Source organism: Bradyrhizobium sp. HKCCYLS2038 (assembly GCF_051167655.1).
Taxonomy (GTDB): domain Bacteria; phylum Pseudomonadota; class Alphaproteobacteria; order Rhizobiales; family Xanthobacteraceae; genus Bradyrhizobium.
Map to the genome: position 1 here is coordinate 532,102 of NZ_JBNPTM010000005.1, position 26,153 is coordinate 558,254.

23 protein-coding genes are annotated in these 26,153 nt (G+C 65.7%); 8 read left to right on the top strand and 15 right to left on the bottom strand.

The features are described 5' to 3' along the window. The 7 genes from ACQR1I_RS24280 to ACQR1I_RS24310 form a co-directional block, all read right to left on the bottom strand. Positions 1-915, bottom strand: coding sequence for an amidohydrolase family protein (locus ACQR1I_RS24280; protein ID WP_434868096.1), 915 nt, complete (start codon positions 913-915; stop codon positions 1-3). Positions 916-923: 8 nt separating this feature from the next. Further along, entirely contained in the window at positions 924-1,862 is a 939-nt protein-coding gene (locus ACQR1I_RS24285) for a DUF1932 domain-containing protein (RefSeq protein WP_434868095.1), read from the bottom strand. A gap of 3 nt (positions 1,863-1,865) precedes the next feature. Next, a complete protein-coding gene (ligK, locus tag ACQR1I_RS24290) occupies positions 1,866-2,561 on the bottom strand; it encodes a 4-carboxy-4-hydroxy-2-oxoadipate aldolase/oxaloacetate decarboxylase (RefSeq protein WP_434868094.1) in 696 nt (231 codons plus the stop codon). A 15-nt stretch (positions 2,562-2,576) separates the two neighbouring features. Beyond that, positions 2,577-3,602 carry an amidohydrolase family protein gene (locus ACQR1I_RS24295; protein WP_434868093.1) on the bottom strand — a complete coding sequence of 342 codons (1,026 nt, stop codon included), beginning with the start codon at positions 3,600-3,602 and terminating at the stop codon, positions 2,577-2,579. A gap of 42 nt (positions 3,603-3,644) precedes the next feature. Further along, on the bottom strand, positions 3,645-5,021 hold the full coding sequence (locus tag ACQR1I_RS24300; protein WP_434868092.1) for an MFS transporter: 1,377 nt from the start codon (positions 5,019-5,021) through the stop codon (positions 3,645-3,647). Between the two features lie 472 nt (positions 5,022-5,493). Beyond that, on the bottom strand, positions 5,494-6,393 hold the full coding sequence (locus tag ACQR1I_RS24305; protein WP_434868091.1) for a LysR family transcriptional regulator: 900 nt from the start codon (positions 6,391-6,393) through the stop codon (positions 5,494-5,496). A gap of 237 nt (positions 6,394-6,630) precedes the next feature. Further along, the gene (locus ACQR1I_RS24310; protein WP_434868440.1) at positions 6,631-7,044 is read right to left on the bottom strand and encodes a TspO/MBR family protein; all 414 of its coding nucleotides are present in this window, start codon (positions 7,042-7,044) and stop codon (positions 6,631-6,633) included. A gap of 262 nt (positions 7,045-7,306) precedes the next feature. Here ACQR1I_RS24310 and ACQR1I_RS24315 point away from each other — a divergent pair, with 262 nt between their 5' ends. The 4 genes from ACQR1I_RS24315 to ACQR1I_RS24330 all read left to right on the top strand — a co-directional run bounded on the left by ACQR1I_RS24315 (position 7,307) and on the right by ACQR1I_RS24330 (position 12,924). Continuing rightward, positions 7,307-8,266 (top strand): AAA family ATPase, encoded by a 960-nt coding sequence (locus tag ACQR1I_RS24315; protein WP_434868090.1) that lies wholly within the window; start codon positions 7,307-7,309, stop codon positions 8,264-8,266. A gap of 4 nt (positions 8,267-8,270) precedes the next feature. Beyond that, on the top strand, positions 8,271-9,644 hold the full coding sequence (locus tag ACQR1I_RS24320; RefSeq protein WP_434868089.1) for a vWA domain-containing protein: 1,374 nt from the start codon (positions 8,271-8,273) through the stop codon (positions 9,642-9,644). Positions 9,645-10,086: 442 nt separating this feature from the next. Continuing rightward, positions 10,087-11,913 (top strand): adenylate/guanylate cyclase domain-containing protein, encoded by a 1,827-nt coding sequence (locus tag ACQR1I_RS24325; RefSeq protein ID WP_434888848.1) that lies wholly within the window; start codon positions 10,087-10,089, stop codon positions 11,911-11,913. A 138-nt stretch (positions 11,914-12,051) separates the two neighbouring features. After that, complete coding sequence (locus ACQR1I_RS24330) at positions 12,052-12,924, top strand: hypothetical protein (protein WP_434868087.1); 873 nt, start codon at positions 12,052-12,054, stop codon at positions 12,922-12,924. Between the two features lie 125 nt (positions 12,925-13,049). Here the strand turns inward: ACQR1I_RS24330 and ACQR1I_RS24335 are convergent, their stop codons facing one another. From ACQR1I_RS24335 to ACQR1I_RS24350, 4 genes are all read right to left on the bottom strand, one after another. Continuing rightward, positions 13,050-13,325 carry a hypothetical protein gene (locus tag ACQR1I_RS24335; protein WP_434868086.1) on the bottom strand — a complete coding sequence of 92 codons (276 nt, stop codon included), beginning with the start codon at positions 13,323-13,325 and terminating at the stop codon, positions 13,050-13,052. A 257-nt stretch (positions 13,326-13,582) separates the two neighbouring features. Further along, positions 13,583-14,029 carry a RidA family protein gene (locus ACQR1I_RS24340; RefSeq protein WP_434868085.1) on the bottom strand — a complete coding sequence of 149 codons (447 nt, stop codon included), beginning with the start codon at positions 14,027-14,029 and terminating at the stop codon, positions 13,583-13,585. A 21-nt stretch (positions 14,030-14,050) separates the two neighbouring features. After that, entirely contained in the window at positions 14,051-15,730 is a 1,680-nt protein-coding gene (locus ACQR1I_RS24345; RefSeq protein ID WP_434868084.1) for a benzoate-CoA ligase family protein, read from the bottom strand. A gap of 173 nt (positions 15,731-15,903) precedes the next feature. Beyond that, complete coding sequence (locus ACQR1I_RS24350; protein WP_434868083.1) at positions 15,904-16,398, bottom strand: MarR family winged helix-turn-helix transcriptional regulator; 495 nt, start codon at positions 16,396-16,398, stop codon at positions 15,904-15,906. Between the two features lie 320 nt (positions 16,399-16,718). Here ACQR1I_RS24350 and ACQR1I_RS24355 point away from each other — a divergent pair, with 320 nt between their 5' ends. Further along, positions 16,719-17,888 carry an ABC transporter substrate-binding protein gene (locus ACQR1I_RS24355; protein ID WP_434868082.1) on the top strand — a complete coding sequence of 390 codons (1,170 nt, stop codon included), beginning with the start codon at positions 16,719-16,721 and terminating at the stop codon, positions 17,886-17,888. A 20-nt stretch (positions 17,889-17,908) separates the two neighbouring features. Beyond that, the gene (locus ACQR1I_RS24360) at positions 17,909-18,367 is read left to right on the top strand and encodes a cupin domain-containing protein (protein WP_434868081.1); all 459 of its coding nucleotides are present in this window, start codon (positions 17,909-17,911) and stop codon (positions 18,365-18,367) included. Positions 18,368-18,488: 121 nt separating this feature from the next. Here ACQR1I_RS24360 and ACQR1I_RS24365 read toward each other — a convergent pair whose 3' ends face one another. The 4 genes from ACQR1I_RS24365 to ACQR1I_RS24380 all read right to left on the bottom strand — a co-directional run bounded on the left by ACQR1I_RS24365 (position 18,489) and on the right by ACQR1I_RS24380 (position 23,866). After that, positions 18,489-19,736 (bottom strand): flavin-dependent oxidoreductase, encoded by a 1,248-nt coding sequence (locus ACQR1I_RS24365; RefSeq protein WP_434868080.1) that lies wholly within the window; start codon positions 19,734-19,736, stop codon positions 18,489-18,491. Positions 19,737-19,789: 53 nt separating this feature from the next. After that, positions 19,790-22,138 carry a bifunctional salicylyl-CoA 5-hydroxylase/oxidoreductase gene (locus ACQR1I_RS24370; protein ID WP_434868079.1) on the bottom strand — a complete coding sequence of 783 codons (2,349 nt, stop codon included), beginning with the start codon at positions 22,136-22,138 and terminating at the stop codon, positions 19,790-19,792. 87 nt (positions 22,139-22,225) lie between these two features. Then, positions 22,226-23,062 carry an enoyl-CoA hydratase family protein gene (locus ACQR1I_RS24375; RefSeq protein WP_434868078.1) on the bottom strand — a complete coding sequence of 279 codons (837 nt, stop codon included), beginning with the start codon at positions 23,060-23,062 and terminating at the stop codon, positions 22,226-22,228. Between the two features lie 42 nt (positions 23,063-23,104). Next, positions 23,105-23,866, bottom strand: a complete 762-nt coding sequence (locus ACQR1I_RS24380; protein WP_434868077.1) for an SDR family NAD(P)-dependent oxidoreductase — start codon at positions 23,864-23,866, stop codon at positions 23,105-23,107. Between the two features lie 171 nt (positions 23,867-24,037). Here ACQR1I_RS24380 and ACQR1I_RS24385 point away from each other — a divergent pair, with 171 nt between their 5' ends. Beyond that, positions 24,038-24,868 carry an alpha/beta fold hydrolase gene (locus ACQR1I_RS24385; RefSeq protein WP_434868076.1) on the top strand — a complete coding sequence of 277 codons (831 nt, stop codon included), beginning with the start codon at positions 24,038-24,040 and terminating at the stop codon, positions 24,866-24,868. After that, positions 24,865-26,151: an acyl-CoA dehydrogenase family protein gene (locus ACQR1I_RS24390; protein ID WP_434868075.1), complete on the top strand. Its 1,287-nt coding sequence runs from the start codon at positions 24,865-24,867 to the stop codon at positions 26,149-26,151. Before ACQR1I_RS24385 ends, ACQR1I_RS24390 begins: the two co-directional genes overlap by 4 nt. The last annotated feature ends 2 nt before the right edge of the window (positions 26,152-26,153 follow it).

The window sequence follows — 26,153 nt, forward strand, 5'->3', positions numbered from 1 at the left end:
TCAGGATTCTTCGGGCCAATACAGCCGCATCGGATTGTCGACCAGGAGCTTCTGCTGCAGCTCCGCGGTGACGGCGATATGGGGAATGAAATCGACCAGCAGGCCGTCGTCCGGCATGTGGTCCTTCAGGTTCGGATGCGGCCAGTCAGTGCCCCACAGCACACGATCTGGAAAAGTCTCGACGATGCGCTTGGCGAACGGCACCACGTCGCGGTAGGCGTTCTGCTCGCCGTTCAACGCCCGCGGTCCTGCGACCGACAACCGCTCCGGGCAACTCACCTTGGACCAGACGTTGGAATGCTCGCGCATGAACTTCACGAACAGCTCGAACTCGGGACCATCGACCGGCTTGGTCACGTCGGGCCTGCCCATGTGGTCGACGACCACTGTTGTCGGCAGTGACGTGAAGAAGTCCCACAGCTCCGGCAGGTCGACGGCCTCGAAATAGATCACCACATGCCAGCCGAGCTTGTTGATGCGGTTGGCGATCTCGACGAGCTCGTCCTTCGGCGTGAAGTCGACCAGGCGCTTGACGAAGTTGAAGCGGACGCCACGCACGCCGGCGTCGTGCATCGCCTTCAGCTCCTCATCGGTGACGCTGCGCTTGACGGTCGCGACGCCACGCGCCTTGCCATTGGAATGCACGAGTGCATCGACCATGGCACGGTTGTCGGCGCCGTGGCAGGTCGCCTGCACCACGACGTTGCGCGCGAAGCCGAGATGGTCGCGCAACGCGTAGAGCTGCCGCTTGGAGGCGTCGCACGGCGTGTATTTGCGCTCCGGCGCATAGGGGAATTCGGCGCCGGGGCCGAACACGTGGCAATGCGCATCGACGCTGCCGGCCGGCACCTTGAAGCGCGGCGTCGACGGGCCGTCGTACCAGTCCAGCCATCCCGGGGTCTTCTGGAACTCCATGAGGTTCCCTACTCCTTGGATTTGATCTTATTGAGAATGCGATCGGCCTCGGTGCGCCAGTCGGAGCTGCGCGCGAACTCCTTGGTGCCGCGCGTGCCGAACAGGCCGTCATCGGCGAGATCGGCAACCCAGGCCTGGCGCTCAGCGGTACCGTCCGCCGACCACGGCGTCAGCCCGATGTCACGCACGGTCTCGGCGACCTCCCGCACCTCCTCGGCGCGGCGGCGGCCATGCTCGATGACGCGCTGAAAGAAGTAGGCGCCCTGCTTCTCCCAGTCGATGCCGGGAAAGGTTTCCTTGAGCGAGGCCAGCACCGCATCCTCGACCCCATAGGCGCGCGCGGTGGTGAAGCTCTCGATCACCATCGCCTCAAGGCCCTTGATCATGATGCTGCGGCACATCTTGGTCGCCGAGGCCACGCCGAGCTTGTCGCTGGCGGGCTTGGCGGCAAAGCCGAGATCATTGAGCAGCGGCGCCAACTCGCGCGCCCCGGCGCCGCCGAGCAGCAGCGGCACCTTGATGCGATACGGCGGCACCGAGGTCATGACCGCGCCTTCGACGTAACGGCCGCCGGCGCCGTCGATCAGGACGGCCGCACGTTGCTTGGCGCCGGGCGAGGCCGAGTTGAAATCGAGGAACCAGGCGCCCGGCTTGATCGCTGCTGCGCAGGCTTCAGCCACCGCCACATCCTGGCTCGCGGTGACCGCGGAGACGATGAAGTCGGCCTGCGCCGCCAGCTCCGCATGCGACGCGACCAACGTCACGCCGAGGCTGTCGGCGTGAGCGCGCATCGCGTCGCCGCGGCTGTCAGCGAGCTTCAAATCGTAAGCCGAGACGCGCACGCCGTCCTTGCGCAGATCCTCGGCGAGGATCTTGCCGACCTCGCCGTAGCCGATCAGCCCGACATGCCATCGGTTCGAAGGATTTGGATTGGACGCTGCGCTCATCGCTCAGTCGATATACTTGAGCCCGGCCTTCGCCAGCGGCTCGCGCATCTTGTACATATCGAGTCCGAGCACGCCCGACGCCAGCTTCTCGCGCTTGTCGGCCTCGTTGGCCTCGCGCGCAGCCGCGGCATCCGCTGCCTGATGCGCGACCGCCGCCGGCACAACAACGATGCCGTCGACATCGGCCACAATCACGTCGCCAGGGTTGACCGCGACGCCAGCGCAGACGATCGGGATGTTGACCGAGCCGAGCGTTGCCTTGACCGTGCCGCGCGCCGAGACCGCCCGCGAGAACACCGGGAACTGCATCTCGGTGAGATCGGCGACGTCACGCACGCCACCGTCGATGACCAAACCCTGCGCGCCGCGGGCGCGAAAACTGGTGGCCAGGAGATCGCCGAAAAAGCCGTCGGTGTTCTCGACGGTGCATGCCGCCACGACGACGTCGCCGGGCTGGATCTGCTCGGCTGCGACATGCAGCATCCAGTTGTCGCCGGGCTGCAGCAGCACGGTCACCGCCGTGCCGCACATCTTCGCGGTCGGGTAGATCGGACGCATGTAGCACTGCATCAGGCCGACGCGGCCCATCGCCTCGTGGATGGTGGCGACGCCGAACTTCGACAGCTTCTCCACCGCCGCCTTGTCCGCGCGGGTGATCTTCGTCTTGACGACGCCGAGATTGTTCATGGGTGTGCTCATCGCAATGGTCCTAGTTCACTTGCCCTTGGCCTTCAACGCGGCGTCGAGACGCGGGAACACGCGCCGGGCATTGCCTTCGTAGATCTGGTGGCGCTGCTCGGGGGTCAGCTTGGCGGCCTCGATGTAGCGCTTGGTGTCGTCGTAGTAGAAGCCGGTCTCCGGGTCGATGCCGCGGACGGCACCGATCATTTCCGACGCGAACAGGATGTTGTCGATCGGGATCACGCCGGTCAGCAGGTCGATGCCCGGCTGGTGATACACGCATGTATCGAAGAAGATGTTGTTGAGCAGATGATCCTTCAACAGCGGCTTCTTCATTTCCTGGGCGAGGCCGCGGAACCGGCCCCAGTGATACGGCACCGCGCCGCCGCCATGCGGGATCAGGAACTTCAGGGTCGGGAAGTCCTTGAACAGGTCGGACGTGAGGCACTGCATGAACGCCGTGGTGTCGGCGTTGAGGTAGTGCGCGCCAGTGGTGTGGAAGCAGGCGTTGCAGCTGGTCGAAACGTGGATCATCGCGGGGATGTCGAGCTCGACCATCTTCTCGTAGATCGGATACCAGTGCCGGTCCGACAGCGGCGGCGAGGTCCAGTGCCCGCCCGACGGGTCCGGGTTCAGGTTGATGCCGACGAAGCCGTACTCCTTGATGCACTTCTCGAGCTCGGGAATGCAGGTCTTGGGGTCGACGCCCGGCGACTGCGGCAGCATCGCGACGCCGATGAAATAGTCAGGGAACAGCTGGCTGACGCGGTAGCACAGCTCGTTGCAGATGCCGGCCCAGGTCGAAGACACCTGGAAGTCGCCGATGTGGTGAGCCATGAAGCTCGCGCGCGGCGAGAACACGGTGAGGTCGCTGCCGCGCTCCTTCATCTTCTTGAGCTGGTTGCTCTCGATGCTCTCGCGCAGCTCGTCGTCGCTGATCTTGAGCTCGGACACCTTCGGCATCACGGAAGCGTCCTTGATGCCCGCGATCTGCCGGTTGCGCCACTCTTCCAGCGCTTTCGGAGCCGTCGTGTAATGGCCGTGCACGTCGATGATCACGTCAGTCTCTCCCTCAAGCTTCTCTGTCTTCCGGGGCGCCGCTCAATGCGCGACCACGGGGCTGCCGACATCCTTGCCGCTGGCGCGGCCGCCCGGACCCACGATCTGCTTTACCACAAGGGCGAGCGCCGCGATCAAGCCGGGAACTGCGATCACGGTGAAAATTGCGCTGAAGGTCAGGTGCCGCGCGGTCAGCTCGGCGACCAGGAACGAGCCGGCAATACCGCCGAACCGGCCGATGCCCATCATCCACGCAACGCCGGTGGCCCGGCCCTGGGTCGGGTAGAACGCGGCGGCCAGCGCCGGCAGCGACGATTGCGCCGTGTTCATGACGACGCCGGCCACGAACACGATCACCACCAGCAGGCCCATGTTGCCGGCCGCCTGCCCGATCAGGAAGATCGCGACTGCCGTCAGCGCATAGCCAACCGCGACGATGCGGTTGGCGTTGAAGCGGTCCATCAGCAGGCCGAAGAACACCGCGCCGACGCCGCCGAGCGGGAACAGCGCCGAAATCAAGGTGGCGGTCTGCGGATTGAGGCCAACATCCTTGAACAGGACCGGCATCCAGTTGATCAGCGAGTAGAAGATCACGAGCCCCATGAAATAGGTGACCCACAGCATCAGCGTGCCGATGCGCAGCACCGGCGACAGCACCATGCCGATGCCGGTGGCGTTGACGCGGCGGGTCGTCTCGGCGTGCTCCGGCTCGAGCATCACGAACTGGCCGACCTCGGAGGCCGCGGCCGAGATCCGGCGCATCACCTTGCGGACGCGCTCCACGCTGGCACCGCGCGACAGCAGATAGTGGACGGACTCCGGCAGGATCGCGATCAGCAGCACGGTCAGCACCAGCGGCGCGGCGCCACCAAGCACCAGCACGCTGCGCCAGCCCCATTGCGGGATCATCCACGCGGCCAGGAAGCCGCCGCAGGCCGCGCCGAGCGGGAAGCCGCAGAACATCAGATTGGTCATGGTGGCGCGCATCCGGCCCGGGCAATATTCGCTGAACAGCGTCACCGCATTGGGCATGGCCGCGCCGAGGCCGATGCCGGTGACGCAGCGGAGCACGGTGAGCTCGGTCAGGTTGGTCGCGAAGGCCGAGGCGAGGCAGGCGATGCCGAAGATCAGCACCGATCCGACCAGCACCAGCTTGCGGCCGAGGCGGTCGGCCACGGGACCGGCGAACAGCGCGCCGGCGGCCAGCCCAAACAGCGCCGCGCTCAGCACCGGCCCGAGCGCCGACTTCTCGATGCCCCACTCCTTGAGCAGCGATGGCGCGATAAAGCCGATCGCGGCCGTGTCGAAGCCGTCGAGCAACACGATTGCAAAGCCCAGCGCAAAAATCAGCCATTGCAGGGCGGAAAACGGGTGATCGTCGAGAAAGGCCTGGACGTCGACACGGCCTGTCGTTGGCATCGCTTCTGCTCCCCTTGGCTGCTGTTCTGGCGCGATGACCGAGGTCGGCAGGCGCACGTTACTCGCGCGATGGCCCCTGCTGCTTCGGCGGCTTGGCAGGGTATGTGACCGAGGGTGGCGGCCCGCACCAGCGCCGGGGGGCTTCTATCAGCTATTCCGAAACGGCATGAGATCTCAGACGAGCCATGCTAAATTTAGAATGGGTGTGGAAGAGTGGAACCTAAAATCGCGCGGCTTGCTCGGTGCACCTCGGCCCGCTTGCGGGAGCGCGACGAGCTTCGCTCGCGCTGAGAGGTCGGATGGCATCGTCAGATGCCATCCGGGTGAGGGGGTACAGGTCTCTCCACACACACTTCCCGCGCGTCTGCCCCTCACCCCAGCCCTCTCCCCGTGAAGAACGGGGAGAGGGAGCTCACCGTCTTCGCCGCGAACGCCCGGGGTCAAACAATGCGGGACGCTCGAGCCACGCCGGCTACCGCGGCAGTTTCTTGATCAGCGCCGTCGCCAACTTCATCGTCTGCTGCGCCAGCGGAGTCGGTCGCTTGTGGGCAGACGTCACGAAGCACAGCACGCTAGTCGGGGCAGGCTCGGTCAGCGGGCGGATCGCCAGCTCGCCGGCGCGTCCCGAGGCCGCGACGCCGCTCGGCGTCAGCACGGCGTGACCGTAGCCGGCGCAGACCAGATCGATGATCGAGGGCACGCTCGACACCTCCCAGGCGATGTCGAGCTTGATGCCGGCGAGCGCGGCCTGCGTCTCAAGCAGCCGCCGCATCGCGTGCACGCGCTCCGGCATGATCAGCTGGTAGCGTGACAACTCGGCCATCGGCAGCGGCGCGGTCACGCGGCGCTTGCCCTTCGGCGCGTGGCTGACCAGCGCCAGCGGCTCCTGCAGCACCGGCGTGATCTCGATGCCGGCCTGGGCTTCCGGATTGTAGACCATGCCGACATCGATGCGTCCGGTGGTGACCCACTCGACGACATGCGTCGACAGGCCCTCGACCACGGCCAGCCGCGCCGCCGGGTACTCTTTGCGGAAGCGATCGATCAGCGGCAGCGTGAGTTGCCGCGCGATGCTCGGCGGCAGTCCGATGGTGACGCGGCCGACCGGCGCATCGCGGCTGGCGCCGAGATCCTCGCGCGCATGCGCCACCAGCTGCAGCACGCCAACGCTGTGATCGAGCAGCCGCTTGCCGGCCTCGGTCAGCGCGACACCGCGGCCGTTGCGCGCAAACAGCTGCTGCTTCAATTCAGACTCCAGCGCCCGCACCTGCCGCGACAGCGCCGGCTGCGCCACGTCGAGCACCGAGGCCGCCTTGCTGAATGAGCCGAGCTCGGCCACCTGGACGAAATATTCGAGCTGCTTGAGGTTCATGGGAGCAGGCCGCGAATGTCAGTCGAGGATGAGCCCAGCCGCCTGCCATACCCATCGATGTCGTCCCGGCGAACGCCGGGACCCATACCGCGGACGGCTGATTGTCGGAAAAGGCTGTGCGTCGTCTGTCTTCTTCGACAACGAAAGCCGGTGGTTATGGGTCCCGGCGTTCGCCGGGACGACGGCGGAGTTTGAAGCTGCATCTCGAACAAGCCCCGCCCCACCAGCCGCCTCATCTCAGTTCAACACATTCACCGAAAGATTCAGCACCGACGCAAACCCCACCCAGCACGCATAGGGCACGAACAGCAGCGCCGCGGTGCGATCCTCGCGCCATTGCATCACGATGAATGTCACGATCAGCACGAACATGCTGGCGATGATCGCGAACGCCGCCCACATCAGGTGCGCGGTGAAGAACACCGGCGACCAGGCGAAGTTCAGCGCTAGCTGGCCCCACCACACCTGCATCACTGTCCCGCTCACGATGCGCTCGTAGGTGCGCCAGCCGGCCACCGCGACCATGATGTACAGCACTGTCCAGGCGATCGGAAACAGCCAGCCCGGCGGGGTGAACCAGGGCTTGTTGAGCGAGCCGTACCAGGCGCCGGGCATGTTCGAGGCGCCGATGATCCAGCCGCCTCCGACCACGAGGACCAGGAGGACGATGAGATGCAGGATGGATCGGTTCATATTCCGCTCGGCGTGATTTTCGGGTCCGTCCGCTGGCGACCGGCAGCCATGCGACTGAGGCACCCACGCACGCACTGGACAGGGCTGCCGGGTGCGCGTAGCCAGGACATAACACAATGCGTGGAAAAGTCAGGGTTTTCGCCCTGATGCCAACGCCCAGGGACCGGAACGCCGATCACATCTGCGCCGGGTCCTGATACCAGGAAACGGAGCTTCGTCAGTGGCTGATTCCCCGGCCCCCTCTTCAGCCATCGCCTCGATCGCGGCCGTCGAGGCCGGCCTCGCCGCTCAGGGCTATATCGCCAGCCGCCAGATCGCCACCGCCGTCTATCTGTCGCAGGCGATCGACAAGCCGATCCTGGTCGAGGGCCCGGCCGGCGTCGGCAAGACCGAGCTCGCCAAGGCGATCGCCGCCTGGCGCGGCCTGAAGATGATCCGGCTGCAATGCTACGAGGGGCTCGACGAGGCCAAGGCGCTGTACGAGTGGAAATACGCCAAGCAGCTGCTCTACACCCAGATCCTGAAGGACAAGCTCGGCGAGGTGCTCGGCGGAGCTCAAACTTTGCATGCCGCGCTCGACCAGTTGCATGATTTCGGCGACGTGTTCTTCTCCAAGGAATTCGTCGAGCCGCGGCCGCTGCTGCAGGCGCTGCTCGAGCCCAACGGCTGCGTGCTGCTGATCGACGAGATCGACAAGTCCGACGCCGAGTTCGAATCGCTGCTGCTGGAGATCCTGTCGGACTTCCAGGTCACGATCCCCGAGCTCGGCAGCATCGCCGCCGCCAAGCCGCCGACCGTGATTCTCACGTCGAACTCCGAGCGCAATCTCGGCGACGCCTTGAAGCGGCGCTGCCTGCATCTGCACATCGGCTTCCCCGAGCAGCGGCTGGAGGAGCGCATCGTCGAGAGCCGCGTGCCCGGCATCTCGCAGACCCTGCGGCGGCAGCTCGTCGCCTTCATCCACGACATCCGCTCGCTCGACCTGAAGAAACAGCCCTCGGTCAGCGAGACCATCGATTGGGCCCGCGTGCTGGTGCTGCTGCAGGCCGCCGAGCTCGGCCATGAGGTGGTCAAGGACACGCTCAACGTGCTCTTGAAATACGAGTCCGACATCGAGGTGGCACTGCCGCAGGTGACGACCTTCGTCGCCAAGGCGCAGCGCCAGAACATCTTCGGCTAGGCGCATGCAGGAGAACCTGCATCGGTTCTTCCGGGCGGCGCGCGGCGCCGGCGTGCATGTCTCGCCGGCCGAGAGCATCGACGCCATGCGCGCGGTGGCCAGCGTCGGCTTCGCCGATCGCACGGTGCTGCGCGACAGCCTGCTGCTGACGCTCGCCAAGAGCGAGGACGAGAAGAAGGCGCTCGGCGCCTGCTTCGACCTGTTCTTCGCCCATGTCGATCCGACGCAGGCCGAGGCAAAGGACGACGCGCCGCAGGACACGGCGTCGAACGAGGCCCAGGCGGCCTCGCCATCCGGACAACCGGCCGATGGCGAGGCGAACGCGGAGCTTGGTCCCCTCGCCCAGATGCTGCTCACGCAGAACACGGCCGACATCTCGGCCGCGATCGCCAATGCCTCCAGCGCCGTCGGCCTGTCCGAGATCCGCTACTTCACCCAGCGCGGCCTGTTCTCCAGCCGCATGCTGGAGGCGATGGGCATCCAGCAACTGCGCGACGACCTCGATACTTTGACCGAGACCAATCCGGCATTGGCGGAGCGGCTACAGGCCGGTCTCGACGGCCTGCGCGATACCGTGCGTGATGCCGTCGCGCAGGCGCTGGCACTGTACGGCCGCGAGGAAACCGAGAACCTGCGCCACGAGATCCTGCGCAACGCCCAGCTGTCGCGGATCGAGCCGCGCCAGGTCGCCGAGATGCGCGCGCTAATCCGGCAGATCGCCCGACGCCTGCGCGAGCGCTACAGCAAGCCGCGCAAGCGGCAGCGCCGCGGCCATCTCGACGTCCGCCGCACGATCAGGCGGAACGCCGCGTGGGGCAGCGTGCCCTTCCTCACCGCGTGGAAGCGGCGACATCGCGACCGGCCGAAGATCGTCGCGCTGTGCGATGTCTCGGGCTCCGTCGCGCGCGTCTCGGACTTCTTCCTGCTGTTGATCCACAGCCTGCACGATGTCGTCAGCGACGTCCGCTCGTTCGCCTTCTCCGGCCATCTGATCGAGGTCAGCGAGATCCTCGAGCAGAAATCCGCCGAGGAGGCGATGGCCGAGATCATGCACAAGGTCGGCTTCGGCTCGTCCGACTACGGATCCTCGCTGGTCGACTTCGAAAAGCAGTTCATGGCCTCGGTAACGCCGCAGACCACCGTGATCGTGCTCGGCGACGCCCGCAGCAACAAGCTCGATCCGCGCGCCGATATCCTGAAAGCCATCTCCGAACGCGCCAAGCGCGTCGTCTGGCTCAATCCCGAGGGACGCATGACCTGGGGCTGGGGCGACTCTGAAATGCCGCGCTACCAGACCTTCTGCAACGTGGTGCGCCCGTGTGCGACGGCCCAACAGCTCGAGCGCGCTGTGAGCGACATCGTGTCGGCGTATCAGTAGGATCTCTTTCTCCCGCCCTTGCGATCGCAGTGCGGCAATCCATGGCATAGGCCAATCGCTTTGTCGCTGCGCTCCTTGAAGACGCACCGGCAGCACAGCCAGCGCTCCACCGCCGTCATTCCGGCCGAGCGAACGTGCCCGGCCCCACGCCAGCTCGGCAAACATCTATCCGAGCATCTTTCGCCTGCCCTCGCAACGGGGCGGCTAACCAAAGTTGCGAAAAGAGCGAGCGTGCTACACATCACACATCCTGGGATTGACGGGAACCTCGGGCCGTTTTACCTTCGGTCCAGATGCATTGCGCTCGCATTTCGTCTGTTGTTGGCGGCCGCGCAGCGCCGCGCTCGTGCATTAAAGGAGCCCTGTCGTGGGCATCTCCGAAGGCAGCCTGACCGCCGTCGAGACGGTTGCCGCACCCCAGAAGCGCCGCCTCATGGCGGTGATGCTGGCCGATGTCGTCGGCTACAGCCGCATGATGAGCCGGAGCGAGGACGCGACCCATGCGCGTCTCTCAGACTATACGAGCACACTGATCGAGCCTTGCATCGCCAAGCACGAGGGTCACCTCGTGCGCATGATGGGCGATGGACTGCTGGTCTGGTTTCCGAGCGCCGTGGAGGCGGTGCGTTGCGCCTTGGAAATTCAGCGCGGGTTCGCTGAGCGACAGGCCGACGAGCCCAATCCCATACGCCTGAGGATCGGCATCAACGCTGGCGACGTGATGGTCGACCATCGCGACATCTACGGTCATAGTGTCAATCTGGCTGCGAGGATCGAGAGTCTCGCCGCACCGGGCACCGTGTGCGTCAGCCAGGGCATTTACGACCAGTTGCGGACGCAATCGGAGTTCTTCTTCGCGGGCCGTGGCGCTCACCGCGTCAAGAACATCCCGTTTCGCATCCAGGTCTTTCAGGTTGCCCATGAGCCTATCCCATCGGGGCCGCTCAAATGGATCGCCGCTCGCTGGGGGCGCATGGCCATCGGACCCGTGATTGGCGCGATTGCGATTGCGTCGACAGCTTCGGCGCTGATGGTCCGGGAGCAGAGCCGCGACATCCCCCGAACCAACAAGATCGTCGTCCTGCCATTCAAGAACGACAATGGCGGCTACGAGGACGAGTACCTCGCCGACGCCATCACGGACGACCTGACGTCGGAGTTGTCACGCTTGGCGCGGGCCTGGGTGATCTCCTCGGGCACCGCCTTCAACTACAAGAACAAACAGAGCGATCCTCGCGAAGTCGGTCGCGAGCTGAAAGTCCGCTTCGCGCTCGAAGGCAGCGTACGGCGGTCTGGCACGATCGTGCAGGTGAACGCGCGGCTGATCGATACCGCCAATGCGACGAGTCTTTCCGTCAACTCCTTTGCCTATGAAGGCTCGAGCCTTGTCGACCTGCAGGACAGGATGCTCGGTCAATTGGCCACAGCAATGAACGACCAAGTTATTCGGGTCGGCTACCGACATGAGGTCGGGATGCTGACCGCCGATCATAACCCGCTTGATGAAAGAATGAGAGCCATGGCTGCGATGACGGGCCATCCCACGCCCGAGAAATTCCTGGAAGCACGTCGCAACGCCGAGGCTGGTCTCAAGGCAGATCCCGACAATGCGCGATTGCATGGTCTGCTTGCCCATACGCTGGTCGGCGACGTTCTCAACAGCTGGAACGGAGCCGGGCCGGCCGAGGTTGATCGCGCTGAAGCCGCGGCGCGCCGGGCGATCGCGCTGGACGCCAACACGACGCTGGCACATTTCGCGCTGGGCTATGTGTATCGTCTGCGCGGTGACCACAAGGCCTCGCTCGAATCGTACAACAAGGCCATCAGCATCGACCCCAACTTCGCCAGGGGCTATGCGCAAGCGGCCAACGCGATGGTGTTCCTCGGCCGAGAGAAGGAAGCGCTGCCGCTGGTCGAGAAGGCGCTGCAGCTGAGCCCGAATGATCCGGCCATTGGCGTGTTCTACTGGGTCAAGGGGCGCGCGCATTTCGCGCTGCGCGACTATCCGAGCGCCGTCGCCGCGTTGGAGCAGTCGGTCGCCCTGCGACCGAACCTCTGGTACACGCAGGCCTGGCTGGTCGCCGCCCATGCTCTCACCAATGCAGATGCCAGCGCTGCGGCGGCCCGCGACACGTTCACGGCCAGCTTTTCCCAATTCGATCTCGATCGGATCACGCGCTACTATCAGGAAGAGCAGTTCAAGAATCCGACCCTGCAGGCGGCATCGGCCGAGATGCTCAAGGGCCTGCGCAAGGCCGGTCTCAAATAGCAGCGGCCGGATCTGGCGATGAGGACGTCGGACGCGCCCGATGCGGGGCATGACTTCCCGGCGGAGCTGGTGCTGACGGGATCCAACTGTGCGGTCACCGTCAGGAAGATACCGCAGCAGGAGTTCACGGACCCGTTCGTGGCCGAGACGCTGGCGCGTCGCGCGTGGCCTGCGACCGAGGAGACGCTCGGTCCCTGGCCCGTAAACGATGACGTCGACGGCATCGCGCCGCGCGGGATCATCTACCACGTCTCGAAGTGCGGCTCGACGCTGGTCAGCCAACTCTTGAAGCGCTGTGGCGGTGTCGCGGTCTATTCCCAGCCGCCCGCCATCAACGATCTGCTGCTCCCTCCTCATCCCGGCACCCCGGACGACATGATCGCCCTGCTGCGGGCCCTGGGGGCGCGCCTGTCCCGCCACGCCGGCGGCAGCTATGTGCTCAAGCTGGAGAGTTGGAACGTCCTGTTCTGCGACCTGATCCAGCGCGCCTTCCCACAGACGCCCTGGGTGTTCTGCATTCGTGATCCCGTCGACGTGGCGGTCTCGGTGATGGAAGACCCCGATCCTGTGGTTTGGTACCGGCTTCGAGGATGCCGCGACAATCCGTTCATGGACCTTCTCGGGATCACTCCGGATGCGAGTTCATGTCCGGGCCACTACATCGCGCTGATCTATGCCGCGTTCTGCCGGGCGATCCTGCAGCTCGACCCCAGCCGCGGGAGCATCATTGCGTATGACACGATGCCCCGCAGCATCTGGACCGTCGCTGCCCCGGCTTTCGGGATCGCTCTGACGCCGCAGCAACGCGCGATGCTGCAACAGGCCGCCGCGTTCTATTCGAAGGAGGCACCAGGGTCGCAGCGTCGTTTCGTCTCGGACTCCCTGGACAAGCGCGCCCGCGCTGCGATCGAGCTTCGCGCGGTCATCGAGCGCTGGGCGCGCCCGGCCTACGAGGAGGTTCTCGCGGCGGCCTGTGTCGGGGCAGAGCGCGCGGTGTCGATTGCCGAATGAGTGGCCGTGTTCCGGGCCTCGGCTATCGCACGTCGCCACATCGACTCAGGACGCAGGCAGGCGCGCGAGCTCGGTAGATGCGATGACGCCCGAGGCCGCAATGACACGTCATTCGGCTGGTCAGTCTACCGTCCGCCCGGCGCCCGCTTCAACAACGCCGCGCGCTGCTGGTCGGTAAAGCTCACGCCCGATTTCTTCTCGACGACGCGCACCGCCCACGACCGCATCGGATCATCGTCCATCCGCGCCGGCTCGCGCAGGATGGCGACGCCGATTTCCAGCATCTTGGCATCGGCCTGATGCTCGATGCCGCCGCCGCCAGCACTCGCCAGTGCCAAAGCACCGGCCGCAGCGCCGATGCCGGCGGCCAGTGCCGTCGTCACGAAGAGTTTCCAGTCCAAATTGGCCCCCTGCTTTCACCCGCCACTGGGCCGCCACGCTCGAACAGGTTGGTGGCTGCGACATGGCGGGCCCGCGTCCGCTCTCCGGCAGACACGTCATTCGGCGACCACATTTGTTCGGAGGGCGGGCGATCGCTATGGCGAGCTCAAAGAGAGAAACGGATGCGTCGCCGGGCCCGGTCAGCTCGTGCCCGGACCTCGGCCGTGAACGTCGACAAAGCGGGAGATGATCGCGCGCCTCCCGGCCGACGCCACCTTCAGCGCGGCACCACCGCCGTGGCCTCGATCTCCACCCGCGCGGCCTTTTCGACCAGCCGGACCACCTGCACCAGCGCCATCGCCGGATAGTGGCTGCCGAAGATCTCGCGGTAGATCCGGCCGAGATCCCTGAGGTTGCCGAGATACTCGTCCATGTCGACGACGTACCAGGTCAACCGCACCAGATGCTCCGGCCGCGCCTGGCCTTCGGCGAGAATCGCAGCGATGTTCTGCAACGCCTGGCGTACCTGTGCGACGAAGCCGTCGGCGAGCTTCTCGTGCTCATCCCAGCCGATGACGCCGCCGGTCACGACGATGCGGCCCTCGGCGCTGATGCCGTTGGCGTAGCCCTTCGGCATCGGCCAGCCGCTCGGCTGCAGCACGCGCGGGCTCGCGCTCTCATCCTGCTTCACCACGGCGAGCGTGGGCGCTTTGGTCGTGCTCACGAACGTCTCTCCCTGTCTCTGCTACGCGGTCGTGCCCGCCGCGGCCTGCGCGATCTGCCTCAACGCGAACCGCTTCAGCTTGCCGGTCTCGGTCTTGGGCAACTGCGTGACGAACTCGATCGCGCGCGGATATTTGTACGGCGCGATCTCGCGTTTGACATGCTCCTGCAACTCCGTCACCAGCGCCGGCGTGCCCTCCGCGCCGGGCACCAGCACGACATAGGCCTTCACGACCATGCCGCGGGCTTCGTCCGGCGCACCGACGACGCCGCACTCGGCGACCGCCGGATGCGTCAGCAGCGACGCCTCGACGTCGGTACCGGCGATGTTGTAGCCCGACGACACGATCATGTCGTCGGAGCGCGACTGGTACCAGAAGTAGCCGTCCTCATCCATGACATAGGTGTCGCCGGTGACGTTCCAGCCGTTCTGGACATATTTGCGCTGGCGCTCGTCGGCGAGATAGCGGCAGCCGGTGGGACCGCGCACCGCGAGCCGCCCCATCGTGCCCGGCGGCACGTCGCGGCCCTCGTCGTCGACGATCTTGGCCTCATAGCCCGGCACCGGCCTGCCGGTGGCGCCGGGGCGGATCTCGTCCTCCACGGCGCTGATGAAGATGTGCAGCATCTCCGTCGAGCCGATGCCGTCCATCAGCTTCAAGCCGGTGGCCTTCAGCCAAGCATCGAAGGTCGGCTTCGGCAGGGTCTCGCCGGCGGAGACGCATTTGCGCAACGAGGAGATGTCGCGGCCTGCGAGCTTGCTCAGCATGGCACGGTACGCGGTCGGCGCGGTGAAGCAGATCGTGGCCTTGTCGCGCTCGATCGCGGCGAGCAGATCGTCCGGCGACGTCTTCTCCAATACGACGTAGGACGCGCCGATATGCATCGGAAACAGCACGCCGCCGAAGCCGAAGGTGAAGGCGAGCGGCGCGGTGCCGATGAAGCGGTCACTCTGGCTGGCACGTAGCACGTTGCGGGCATAGCCGTCGCACACCGCGAGCATGTCGCGGTGGAAATGCATCGTGCCCTTGGGATCGCCCGTCGTCCCCGACGTGAAGGCGATCAGGCAGAGATCGTCGGAAGCGGTATCCACCGCCGTGAACGCCGGGCTGGCATCGGCGATCAGCGCCTCCAGCGAGTCCGGCTGGCCGTTGCCCCAATAGACGACCTGCTTCAGCGCCGGCGCCACGGCGCGGGTCTTCTCCATCTCGTCGGCGAGCTTGCCGTCGCACAGCGCCAGCGCGATCTGCGCCTTCTGGATCGGATACGACAACTCCTTGGCGCGCAGCAGCGGCATGGTCGCCACCACGATGCCGCCGGCCTTGATCGCCGCGAGATAGGTCGCGACCATCATCGGATTGTTGGCGGAGCGCAGCAGCACGCGGCCGCCGGGCACGAGACCGAGCTTGCCGACCAGCACATTGGCGATCTTGTTCACCAGCGCCTGCAGCTCACGATACGTGTAGCTCACGTCGGTGCTGATGATGCAGGGCGCGTTTCCCCGCCCCTCCTCGACCCAGCGGTCGAGGAAATTCGTCACGCAGTTCAGCCGCGGCGGATACTGGAACTCGGGCCGGCTGAACACGAAGTCGGGCCACAGCTCATGCGGTGGCAGATTGTCCTGAGCGAAAGTGTCGACGTGGGCGCTGTGCGCATGCGCGCTGGCGCTCTCCGGCTGCTGAACCTTGGCGGCAGTGGCCATCACACGCTCCTGTCTCAAAGGGAAGGACGCCCGGCACGTTTCAGTCCTAAACATTTTAGACTTAAAACATCTGGACGCAAGAGCGGAGAAGAGCCGAAGATTGTGCACTGCCCGCAAATTGTTTGAGCGTTCGCCGTGCGCGGCGGCGAGCCTGCGGCGTCTTGTCAGGCCTATCAGTCCTGCCGGCGCTGCACGGCCTTCTGCGCGGACCCCTTGGTCTTGGCGAGCAGCCGCATCAGCTCGCGCACGTCCTTCTCCGCGAGATCGCCGAAGATGTCAGCGATCCAGGTCTCGTGCTCGGCCGCCATCTTGCGGAATTCGGCGCGGCCGAGCTTGGTCAGCCGGATCACCTGGACGCGCCGGTCGGTGTCCGAGGTGCGGCGGTCGAGATGGCCGGATTCGACCAGGCGCTCGACCAGCCCGGTGACATTGCCGTTCGACACCATCATGCGCTTGGAGACGTCAGACAGCGTCATCCCGTCAGGCGCCTTGTCGAGCTGCGCCATCAGGTCGAAACGCGGCAAGGTCACGTCGAAGCGCTCGCGCAGCCGGCTGCGAATCTCGCCCTCGATCAGGGTCGTGCAGGTCAGCAGCCGCAGCCACAGCCGCAGCTCCTCGGCATGGTCCTCGGGCAGCTCGACGGCCTTGGTCTCGGAATCAAGCGTCATGACGGAATCACTTGGGACGGAATCATTCGGGCAGGTTCAGCCTCATTGGGCGAGGCCCATGAGTGTGACCTTCCGGACCTCCCGGGAGCAAGGAAAAACGTACCGGCATTTGCGCCGGTCAGTGGGAGGCGAAACTCCTTTAACCTTCAAGCAATTGGCGCGGCGCTTGCATGCGTGCCGAAACTGCCCGTTCCGCAAGCAGCTCGCTTGCGGCTGGGGGCGTCATCAGACTAGGCTTGAGGCGAAGCTGCGGTCTGACCCATCATTCGGTCAGGTGCAAAAAACATAAGCCTGAAATTCCGCATCCCGGGGGAGTTGTCATGAAAGTGAGTTCGAAGCTGGCCGTTGGCCTCATTGCGAGCCTGTTCGCCCAGCCGGCGCTGGCCGCCGACAAGATCAAGATCGGCGTCATCGTCACCCTGTCCGGACCGGCCGCCGCGCTCGGCGGGCAGGTCCGCGACGGGTTCAATCTCGCCATCAAGGACCTCGGCGGCAAGATGAGCGGCAAGGAGGTCGAGGTGGTCGTCGCCGACGACGAATTGAAGCCGGACGCCGCGATCACCAAGGCCAAGGGACTGCTCGAGCGCGACAAGGTCGATTTCGTCGTCGGCCCGATCTTCTCCAACATGCTGCAGGCGATCCACCGCCCGATCACCGAGAACAAGACCTTCCTGATCAGCCCGAATGCCGGACCGTCGAGCTACGCCGGCAAGGAGTGCAGCCCCTATTTCTATGTGACGTCCTATCAGAACGACCAGGTCCACGCGGTTCTCGGCAAGGTCGCGCAGGACCGCGGCTACAAGAAGATGTACCTGCTGGTGCCGAACTATCAGGCCGGACGCGACTCCGTCGCCGGCTTCAAGCTCGACTACAAGGGCGAGATCGTCGAGGAATCCTACGTGCCGCTCAACACGCTCGACTTCCAGCCCGAGCTGTCCAAGATCTCCTCGCAGAAGCCGGACGCCGTGTTCACCTTCATGCCGGGCGGCATGGGCGTCAATCTGGTCAAGCAGTTCAAGCAGGCCGGCCTTGCCGACAGCGTCCCAGTCCTGTCCGCCTTTACCGTCGACGAATCCACTTTGCCGGCGCAGCAGGATGCGGCCGTCGGCATGTTCGGCGGCGCCAACTGGGCGCCCAACTTCGACAATCCGCAGAGCAAGAAGTTCGTTGCCGGCTACGAGGCCGCCTACAACAGCGTGCCCGGCACCTACGCGATGCAGGCCTATGACGCTGCGCTCCTGATCGACAGCGCCGTGAAGGCGGTCGGCGGTGATCTCGCCGACAAGGACAAGGTCTCCGCCGCCCTGAAGAAGGCCGACTTCGCCTCGCTGCGCGGCAACTTCAAGTTCAACACCAACGGCTATCCGATCCAGGACTTCTACCTGACCAAGGTCGCCAAGCGCGCGGACGGCAAGTTCCAGACGGAGATCGTGCAGAAGGTGTTTGAGAACTACGCCGACCGCTACGCCAAGGACTGCGCGGCCAAATAACAACAGGGAGCGAAACCAACATGAGCCATCCGGAAATCGCCGGCATCACCCGGGCCAATGAGGGTATCCAGGGCATCTCCTGGAACATCCTCGGCCAGATCTACGTGCCGAAGAACCGCACCGAGCACAGCTTCTCCTGGCATGCGACGTTCCCGGTCGGCACCTTCGTGCCGCCGCACATCCACCCCGACCAGGACGAATATCTCTACATCCTCGAAGGCCGGCTCGACTTCTTCCTCGACGGTGCCGAGGAATACGCCACCGCCGGCGACACGGTGCGGCTGCCGATGGGCAAGCCGCACGGCATCTTCAACAAGTCGCAGCAGACCGCGAAGACGCTGTTCTGGGTGTCGCCGACGCGCCGGCTCTACGATCTGTTCTGGGCGATCCACAACATGCGCGAGCAGAACCCCGACGACGTGGTGAAGCTCGCAGCCGAGCACAACATCCACTTCCTGCCCCCGCCTCCGGGGACGTGAGCCATCCGAGCCTTGGCGTAAGAGTCGTCGCGCAGCAAACGGTGCGCTCCCTCTCCCCGTTCTTCACGGGGAGAGGGCTGGGGTGAGGGGCAGCCGGGAAAATGGTCCTGACGAACTACTGTTACGACGCCTGCCGCGTCACCATCCGCGCGGCAAAGCCGGCCCGGCTCGCATAGCCGCGCACGATGCCCTCGCGGGCCTCGTAGTTGAGGATGGTGTTGATGTCCGTGAACCCCTGCGGCGCCAGCTGCTCGACGGCATCGATGACGCCCTCGGGACCGCCACGGCGGTTCGAGGCGACGATGTCGGCGGTCATCGGCAGCCGCTTCTGCTCATAGGCCATCAGCGCCTGGCGCGGATGCTCGGAGCGAACCAGCGCATCCGCCAGCGCGCGGGCATCGAGAATCGCCTGCGAGGCACCGTTGGAGCCGACCGGGTACATCGGGTGGGCGGCGTCGCCGAGCAAGGTGACGCGGCCGCTCGACCAATACGGCAGCGGATCGCGGTCGCAGCAGGGATATTCCCAGAACTCAGGCGTCGCGCGCACCATCGCGGCGAAGTCGACCTGGGGAATGGAGAAGCCGTTGACGTGCGGCATCAGTTCGTCCGCCTTACCCAGCCGCGACCAGTCCTCGCGCCGCGGCGGCGCGGTATTGGCATCGCCGATGCGCACCAGCACGGCCCAGTTGGTGAGCCGGGTCGCGGGGCTGGAGCCTTCAGCAATCGGATAGATCACCGCCTTGGCGTTGAGGCCGCCAGCGATGATCATCGACCGCCCGGTCAGGAACACCGGCCAGTCGGTGGCACCGCGCCACAGCATCAGGCCGTTCCAGCACGGCGGTCCCTCGGTCGGGAACAGCGTCTGCCGGACCTTGGAATGGATGCCGTCGGCGCCGATCAGCACGTCGCCGCGGACGGTGTGGACATGAGCACCGGTGCGGTCGAAGAAATAGGCGGTGACCCCACCCTCGTCCTGAGTGAACGATCCCAGCCGGCAGCCGGTATGGACCTTCTCGGGCCCGAGCCGCTCGATCACGGCCTGATGGATCACGCTTTGCAGCCGGCCGCGATGGATCGAGAATTGCGGCACGTCATGGCCACCGTCCACGCCGCGGGTCTCGTGCCAGACCTCCTGGCCGCGCCGCGTCAGATAGAATAGCTCGTAGGTCCGGATCGCGACCTCATCGAGCCGGTCGAGCAGCCCGAGCTGGGCGAGTTCGCGGATCGCATGCGGCAAGGTGTTGATGCCGACACCGAGCTCGCGGATCGCATCCGCCTGCTCGAACAGCTCACAATCGATGCCGCGCGCCCGCAGCATCAGGGCCGTCGTCAATCCACCGATACCGCCGCCAACGATGATCGCCTTCATCGCCCCTACTCCACTCGATCTGGACGTACCGGGCAGCAGCGTGGCACGGCGGCTTACTCCGCCGCAAGCGGCTTCGTTGCCTCGGCCTTCAGCTCCGCCCGCGTTTTCGGCTTAGCCTTAATCTTCAGCTCCTCGAAATCCTGCCGGTCGCGGACGCTGTTGCGGAAGATCTGCTCCTTGCCCGGGAGATATTGCGGCGGACAGAACATGTCGGCGCCATACCAGGCGGCGGCCCTCATGGTGAAGGCGGGGTCGACCAGATGCGGGCGGCCGAGCGCGACGAGATCGGCGCGGCCGGCGGCCAGGATGGTGTTGACCTGATCAGCCGAGGTGATGTTGCCGACGCACATGGTCGCAACATGGGCCTCGTTGCGGACCTGATCGGAGAACGGCGTCTGGAACATGCGGCCATAGATCGGCTTGGCCTCGCGCACGGTCTGCCCGGTCGAGACGTCGACGAGATCGACGCCGGCCTCGCCGAAGGCGCGGGCGATCTGCACCGCGTCATCGCCGGTGATGCCGCCTTCGGCCCAGTCGGTCGCGGAGATGCGCACCGACATCGGCTTGTGCGCGGGCCAAGCGGCGCGCATCGCCGCGAATACTTCGAGCGGGAAGCGCAGCCGGTTCTCGAGCGAGCCGCCGTAGTCGTCGGTGCGCTTGTTGGTCAGCGGCGAGATGAAGCTTGCCAGCAGATAGCCGTGGGCGCAGTGCAGCTCGAGCATGTCGAAACCGCAGCGATCGCCACGCTCTGCCGCCGTGACGAAATCAGCCTTGATCGCATCCATCGCGGCGCGATCGAGCTCGCGCGGCACCCGGCTGTCGGGGAAATAGGGCAGCGGCGACGCCGACACGACATCCCAGCCGCCCTGCTCCAGCGGGCGGTCGATGCCGTCCCACATCAGCTTGGTCGCACCCTTGCGCCCGGCGTGTCCCAGCTGCAGCGCGAACTTGGCTCCCGCGTTCGCATGAACGAAGTCGACGATGCGCTTCCAGGCCGCCTCCTGCGCATCATTCCACAATCCCGCACAGCCGGGCGTGATGCGCGCGTTGCGGCTGACACAGGTCATCTCGGTGAACAGCAGGCCGGCGCCGCCGATGGCGCGCGAGCCGTAGTGCACGAGGTGGAAGTCGCCGGGCACGCCCTCCTCGGCCGAATACATGCACATCGGCGACAGCACGGCGCGATTGGTGAGCGTCATCTCGCGCAGCTTCAGCGGCTGGAACATCGGGGCCAGCGGTTTCTCGACATCGACGTCAAAACCCTTCGCGCGGACCTGGCGGGCGAACGCCTTGTCGACTTCGGCGACAAAGTCCGGCGCGCGCAAGGTGAGATTGTCGTAGGTGATCGCCTTGGAGCGCGTCATCACGCCGAAGGCGAACTGCACGGGATCGAAATCCCAGAAGCGGTCGACATGCTCGAACCAGACCAGCGAGACGTCGGCGGCATGCTGAGTCTTCTCGACCTCCTCGCGCCGACCGTGCTCGTAGAGATCGAGCGCTGCCGGAATGCTTTGCGCGCGCTGCATGGCCTCGGCCAGCGCGATCGCATCCTCCATCGCGAGCTTGGTGCCCGAGCCGATCGAGAAATGCGCCGTCGACTTGGCGTCGCCGAGCAGCACCATGTTATCCTTGACCCAGCGCTTGTTGCGGATCATCGGGAAATTACGCCACATCGAGCGGTTGATCAGCAGCGGATGGTCGCCGAGGAACCAGCCGAAGATCTCCTTCATGCGGTCGGCGGATTGCCGCTCGTCGAGCCCGGTCAGGCCCGCACGCTCGAAGGTCTCGGGATCGGTCTCGAAGATCCAGGTCGAATGCCCCGCCTCGTACTGATAGGCATGCGCGATGAACGGGCCCCACTCCGTCTCCTGGAAGATGAAGGTGAAGGCGTCGAGCGGCTTGGTCGAGCCCATCCACGCGAACTTGTTGGCGCGGAGATCGACCTCGGGCTGGAAGTGATCGACGTATTTCTGACGGAAGCGGCTGTTGATGCCGTCGGACAGGATCAGGAGATCGGCATCCGCAAACTGCGTCTCGTCTTCGAGATCGACCTCGAACTGCAGGGTCACGCCAAGCTCGCGCGCCCGCTCCTGCAGGATGCGCAGCAACGTGCGGCGCGAGCAGCCGCAGAAGCCGTTGCCGCCGACGCGGTGCACGGTGCCGCGGAAATGCACGGCGATGTCGTCCCAGTAGGCGAATTCCTGGGTGATGCGCTGGTAGCTCGGCAGGTCGTGCTTCTCGAAATTGTCGAGCGTGGCGTCGGAAAACACCACGCCGAAGCCGAACGTGTCGTCGGCGCGGTTGCGTTCGTAGACCGCGATGTCGGCCTTGGGCCGCTGCTTCTTGAGCAATATCGCCGCATAGAGACCGGCAGGTCCGCCGCCGATGATCGCGATCTTCATGAGCACCTCCAATGGAGAGCCGAGCCAACGGAAATTATTTTAACCCTAAAATATTTCCTGGCAAGCCCCTTCGGTTCCGGCTCGCGCTCAATTCCCCTGGAACACCGGCTTCGACTTTGCTGCGAACGCTTCGAAGGCGCGGTTGAAGTCCTCGGTGGTCATGCACAAGGCCTGGGCAATTGCCTCGGCCTCGATCGCCTCCTCCACCGACATCGCCCATTCCATCGCCAGCATGCGCTTGGTCATGGTGTTGGCGAAGGTCGGGCCGTTCGCGATCTCGGTGGCCAGCGACACCGCCTGGGACAGCACCTCGGCCGGCGCGACGATTCGGCTGAAGAAGCCCCAGCGCTCGCCCTCGTCGGCGCTCATGAAGCGACCGGTGTAGAGCAACTCGGAGGCGCGCGACTGGCCGATGATGCGCGGCAGGATCGCGCAGGCGCCCATGTCGCAGCCGGCAAGACCGACCTTGTTGAACAGGAAGGCGACCTTGGCTCCCGTCGCGGCCAGCCGAATGTCGGAGGCCATCGCGACGATCGCGCCGGCGCCGGCGCAGATGCCCTCGACCGCGGCGACGATCGGCTGCGGACACGCGCGCATCGCCTTGACGAGATCGCCGGTCATCCGGGTAAAGGCGGTCAGGCCCTTGGTGTCCATCCTCACCAGCGGACCGATGATCTCGAACACGTCGCCGCCGGAGGAGAAGTTGCCCCCCGCCCCGGTCACCACCACCGCCTTGACGTCGTCGTCGAATGCGCAGGCGCGGAAAAAATCGGTCAGCTCGCGATAGCTCTCGAACGTCAGCGGATTCTTCCGCTCCGGCCGGTTCAGCGTCACCGTCGCGACGCGATCCTTGACCGTCAGCAGGAAGTGGCTCGGCTTGTAGTCCGCCAGCGGCACGGTGACGGAGTTGGCGGGTCTGGACATGTGAGCTCCCTTTGGTCGACTGTTCTGATCGAAAGTTGCGGCCTAGACCTCGCCGCCCGCGACGGCGATCGCCTGACCGGTAATGGCGCCGGCACCAGTGCCGCACAGCCACAGCACGGTATCGGCGACCTCCTGCGGCATGATCAGGCGGCCCTGCGGATTATGCTTGGCGAGCTCGGCGATGGCCTGCTCGCGGCTGCGGCCGGTCTTCTTCATGATGTTGTCGACGCTGTCGGCAACGAGATCGGTATCGGTGAAGCCGGGACATACCGCATTGACCGTGACGCGCGTCGGCGCCAGCTCCAGAGCCAGCGATCGCGTCAGGCCGACGACGGCATGCTTCGCGGCCGTGTAGGCGCTGACATAGGGGTAGCCCTTGAGGCCTGCCGTCGACGCGACCGCGACGATGCGGCCATAGGGCTGCGCCTTCATCGCCGGCAGCACGGCTTGCACGGCGTGCACCACGCCCATGAAGTTGATGTCCATCATGCGGCGGAACAGCGCAGCGTCGGACTTGTGAAACGGCGCAGACTCGGCGCTCCCGGCATTCGCAACGAGGATGTCGATCGGCCCGCGCGCCGCCGCGTCGGCACAGGCGGCGTTGAGCGCGGCCTGATCGGCGACATCGGCAACGACCACATGATCGGCACATCCGGCGGCCACGGCTTCATCGAGCGTTGCGCGGCTGCGACCGACGATCGTCACGGTTGCGCCGGCAAGCTTCAAGGCGCGCGCGATCTCGCGGCCGATGCCGCGTCCGCCGCCCGTGACCATCGCGTGCGCCGCTTCAGGCAATCCGGACATGCGCGCGCCTCCTCGTGTTTTCTTGCAATACGGTCGCAGCTTGCGAAGTTATTTTAAACTTCAAATTTTTGCAACAACACGGCCGAAGCGGCTTGACACCCCTGTCTCCCCGGCTAGCGTTCACAGACACGTGCGCGCGATGCTAGCGCGCGGCGCAATGCGGAGGTCTGCTTGCCCGGCTCGCAAATCCTGACCACCAATGACGACCGCTTCGGCTACGAGGCCGCCGGCGCAACGCAGGCGCAGACCCTCGTCTTCCTGCACGGGATCGGCGGCGCGGCGCGAGCCTGGCGCGGACAGCTCGACCATTTCGGCGGACGGTTTCATGCTGTCGCCTGGGACATGCCCGGCTATGGGCAATCGTCGAGGCTCAACGAGGTCAGCATCAGCACGCTCGCGGGCGCGCTGCAGGATTTTCTCACGCAGATCGCCGCCCACCGGCCCATCCTGGTCGGTCATTCCATCGGCGGGATGATCGTGCAGGAATGGCTCCTCACCCACCCACAGGACGCGGCGGCCGTGGTGCTGGCGCAGACCAGTCCGGCGTTCGGCAAGGCCGACGGCGACTGGCAGAAATCGTTCATTGAAGCGCGCCTCGGGCCGCTCGATCGCGGCGCCACGATGGCGTCGCTGGCGCCGGATCTCGTCAAGGAGCTGGTCGGCGATGATCCGGATCCGCAGGGCCTCGCTGATGCGACCTCCTGCATGGCCGCGGTGCCCGAAGCCAGCTATCGCGCCAGCATGATGGCATTGCTCGGCTTCGATCGCCGCCAGGCCCTGAAAGAGATCAAGGTGCCGACGCTGGTGCTGTCGGGCTCCAGGGACCGCAATGCGCCGGCGCCGATGATGGAGAAGATGGCGAGCTTCATCCCCGGAGCCGGCTATGTCGAGCTGCAGGGTGCGGGCCATCTCGTCAATCTCGAACGACCCGCCGAATTCAACGCCGCTCTCGAACCGTTCCTGAGCGCACATGCGACACTGACCGCTGCGGAGGCACGATGACCATTCAGGTCCAGAAGACGGCAACGACGTCGGGCGAGGCGCTCGATGCTCCGATGTTCGATCCGGCCGCGTACCGGCTCTCGGCCGAGCAGGCCGACATCATCACGCGCGCCCGGCAACTCGGGCAGAGCGTGCTGGCGGAGCGTGCGGCGACCTGGGATCGCGAGGCGAGTTTTCCGACCGAGAACTACAAGGACCTGCATCGCGCCGGCCTGCTCGGCATCTCTGTCCCGAAGGCGCTGGGCGGCCTCGGCGCCGGCTACCAGACCTACGCGCTCGCCGCCGCCGAGATCGGCCGCTATTGCGGCGCGACCGCGCTGACCTGGAACATGCACGTCTGCTCCACGCTGTGGTCGGGCCCGCTGGCCGACGATCTCGACATGGACGAGGAGATGCGGGTAGCACATGAGCGGCGCCGCGCTGTTCATTACAAGCGCATCGTCGACGACGGCGCGATCTATTCGCAGCCGTTCTCGGAAGGCGGCGCGGCCGCGGCGGGCGGTGTTGCGTTCGGCACCGAGGCGAAGCCCGTCGAAGGCGGCTGGCTGATCAACGGCAAGAAGATCTTCGCTTCGCTCGCCGGCCATGCCGATTACTACGGCGTGCTGTGCACCGAGGTTAGCGAAGGCGAGAAGGCGTCCCGCCGCAACACGCTCTATCTCGCGGTGCCGGCGAACACGGCAGGCGTGTCCGTCGTCGGCGACTGGGATCCCCTGGGCATGCGCGGTACGGTCTCGCGCACGCTGCTGTTCAAGGACGTCTTCGTCGAGCAGGACGCGGCCTTGATGCCGCGCGGCGTCTATTTCCAGGCGGCGCTGCGCTGGCCGCACATGTTCATGACGCTGTCGCCGACCTATATGGGTCTGGCGCAAGCCGCCTATGACTTCACCCTGAAGTATCTGCGCGGCGAGGTGCCGGGCATGCCGCCGGTCAAGCGGCGGATGTACCCGACCAAGCAGATCGCGGTGGCGCAGATGCAGATCAAGCTGGAGCAGATCAAGGGCATCTGGTTCCAGGCGGTCACCGAGGCGCGCGCCAATCCGAGCAAGGAGCAGGTGCTGCGCGCCTATGCCGCGCAGTACTCGGTGATGGAAGGCGCCAACGAGCTCGCCGCGCTCGCCATCCGCACCTGCGGCGGGCAATCGATGCTGAAGACCCTGCCGCTTGAGCGCATCTACCGCGACAGCCGCTGCGGCTCGCTGATGCTGCCCTGGACGGCCGAGCTCTGCCTCGACCGCATCGGCCGCGAGGCGCTGTACGAGCCCGGCGAGACGGACGACTGAGC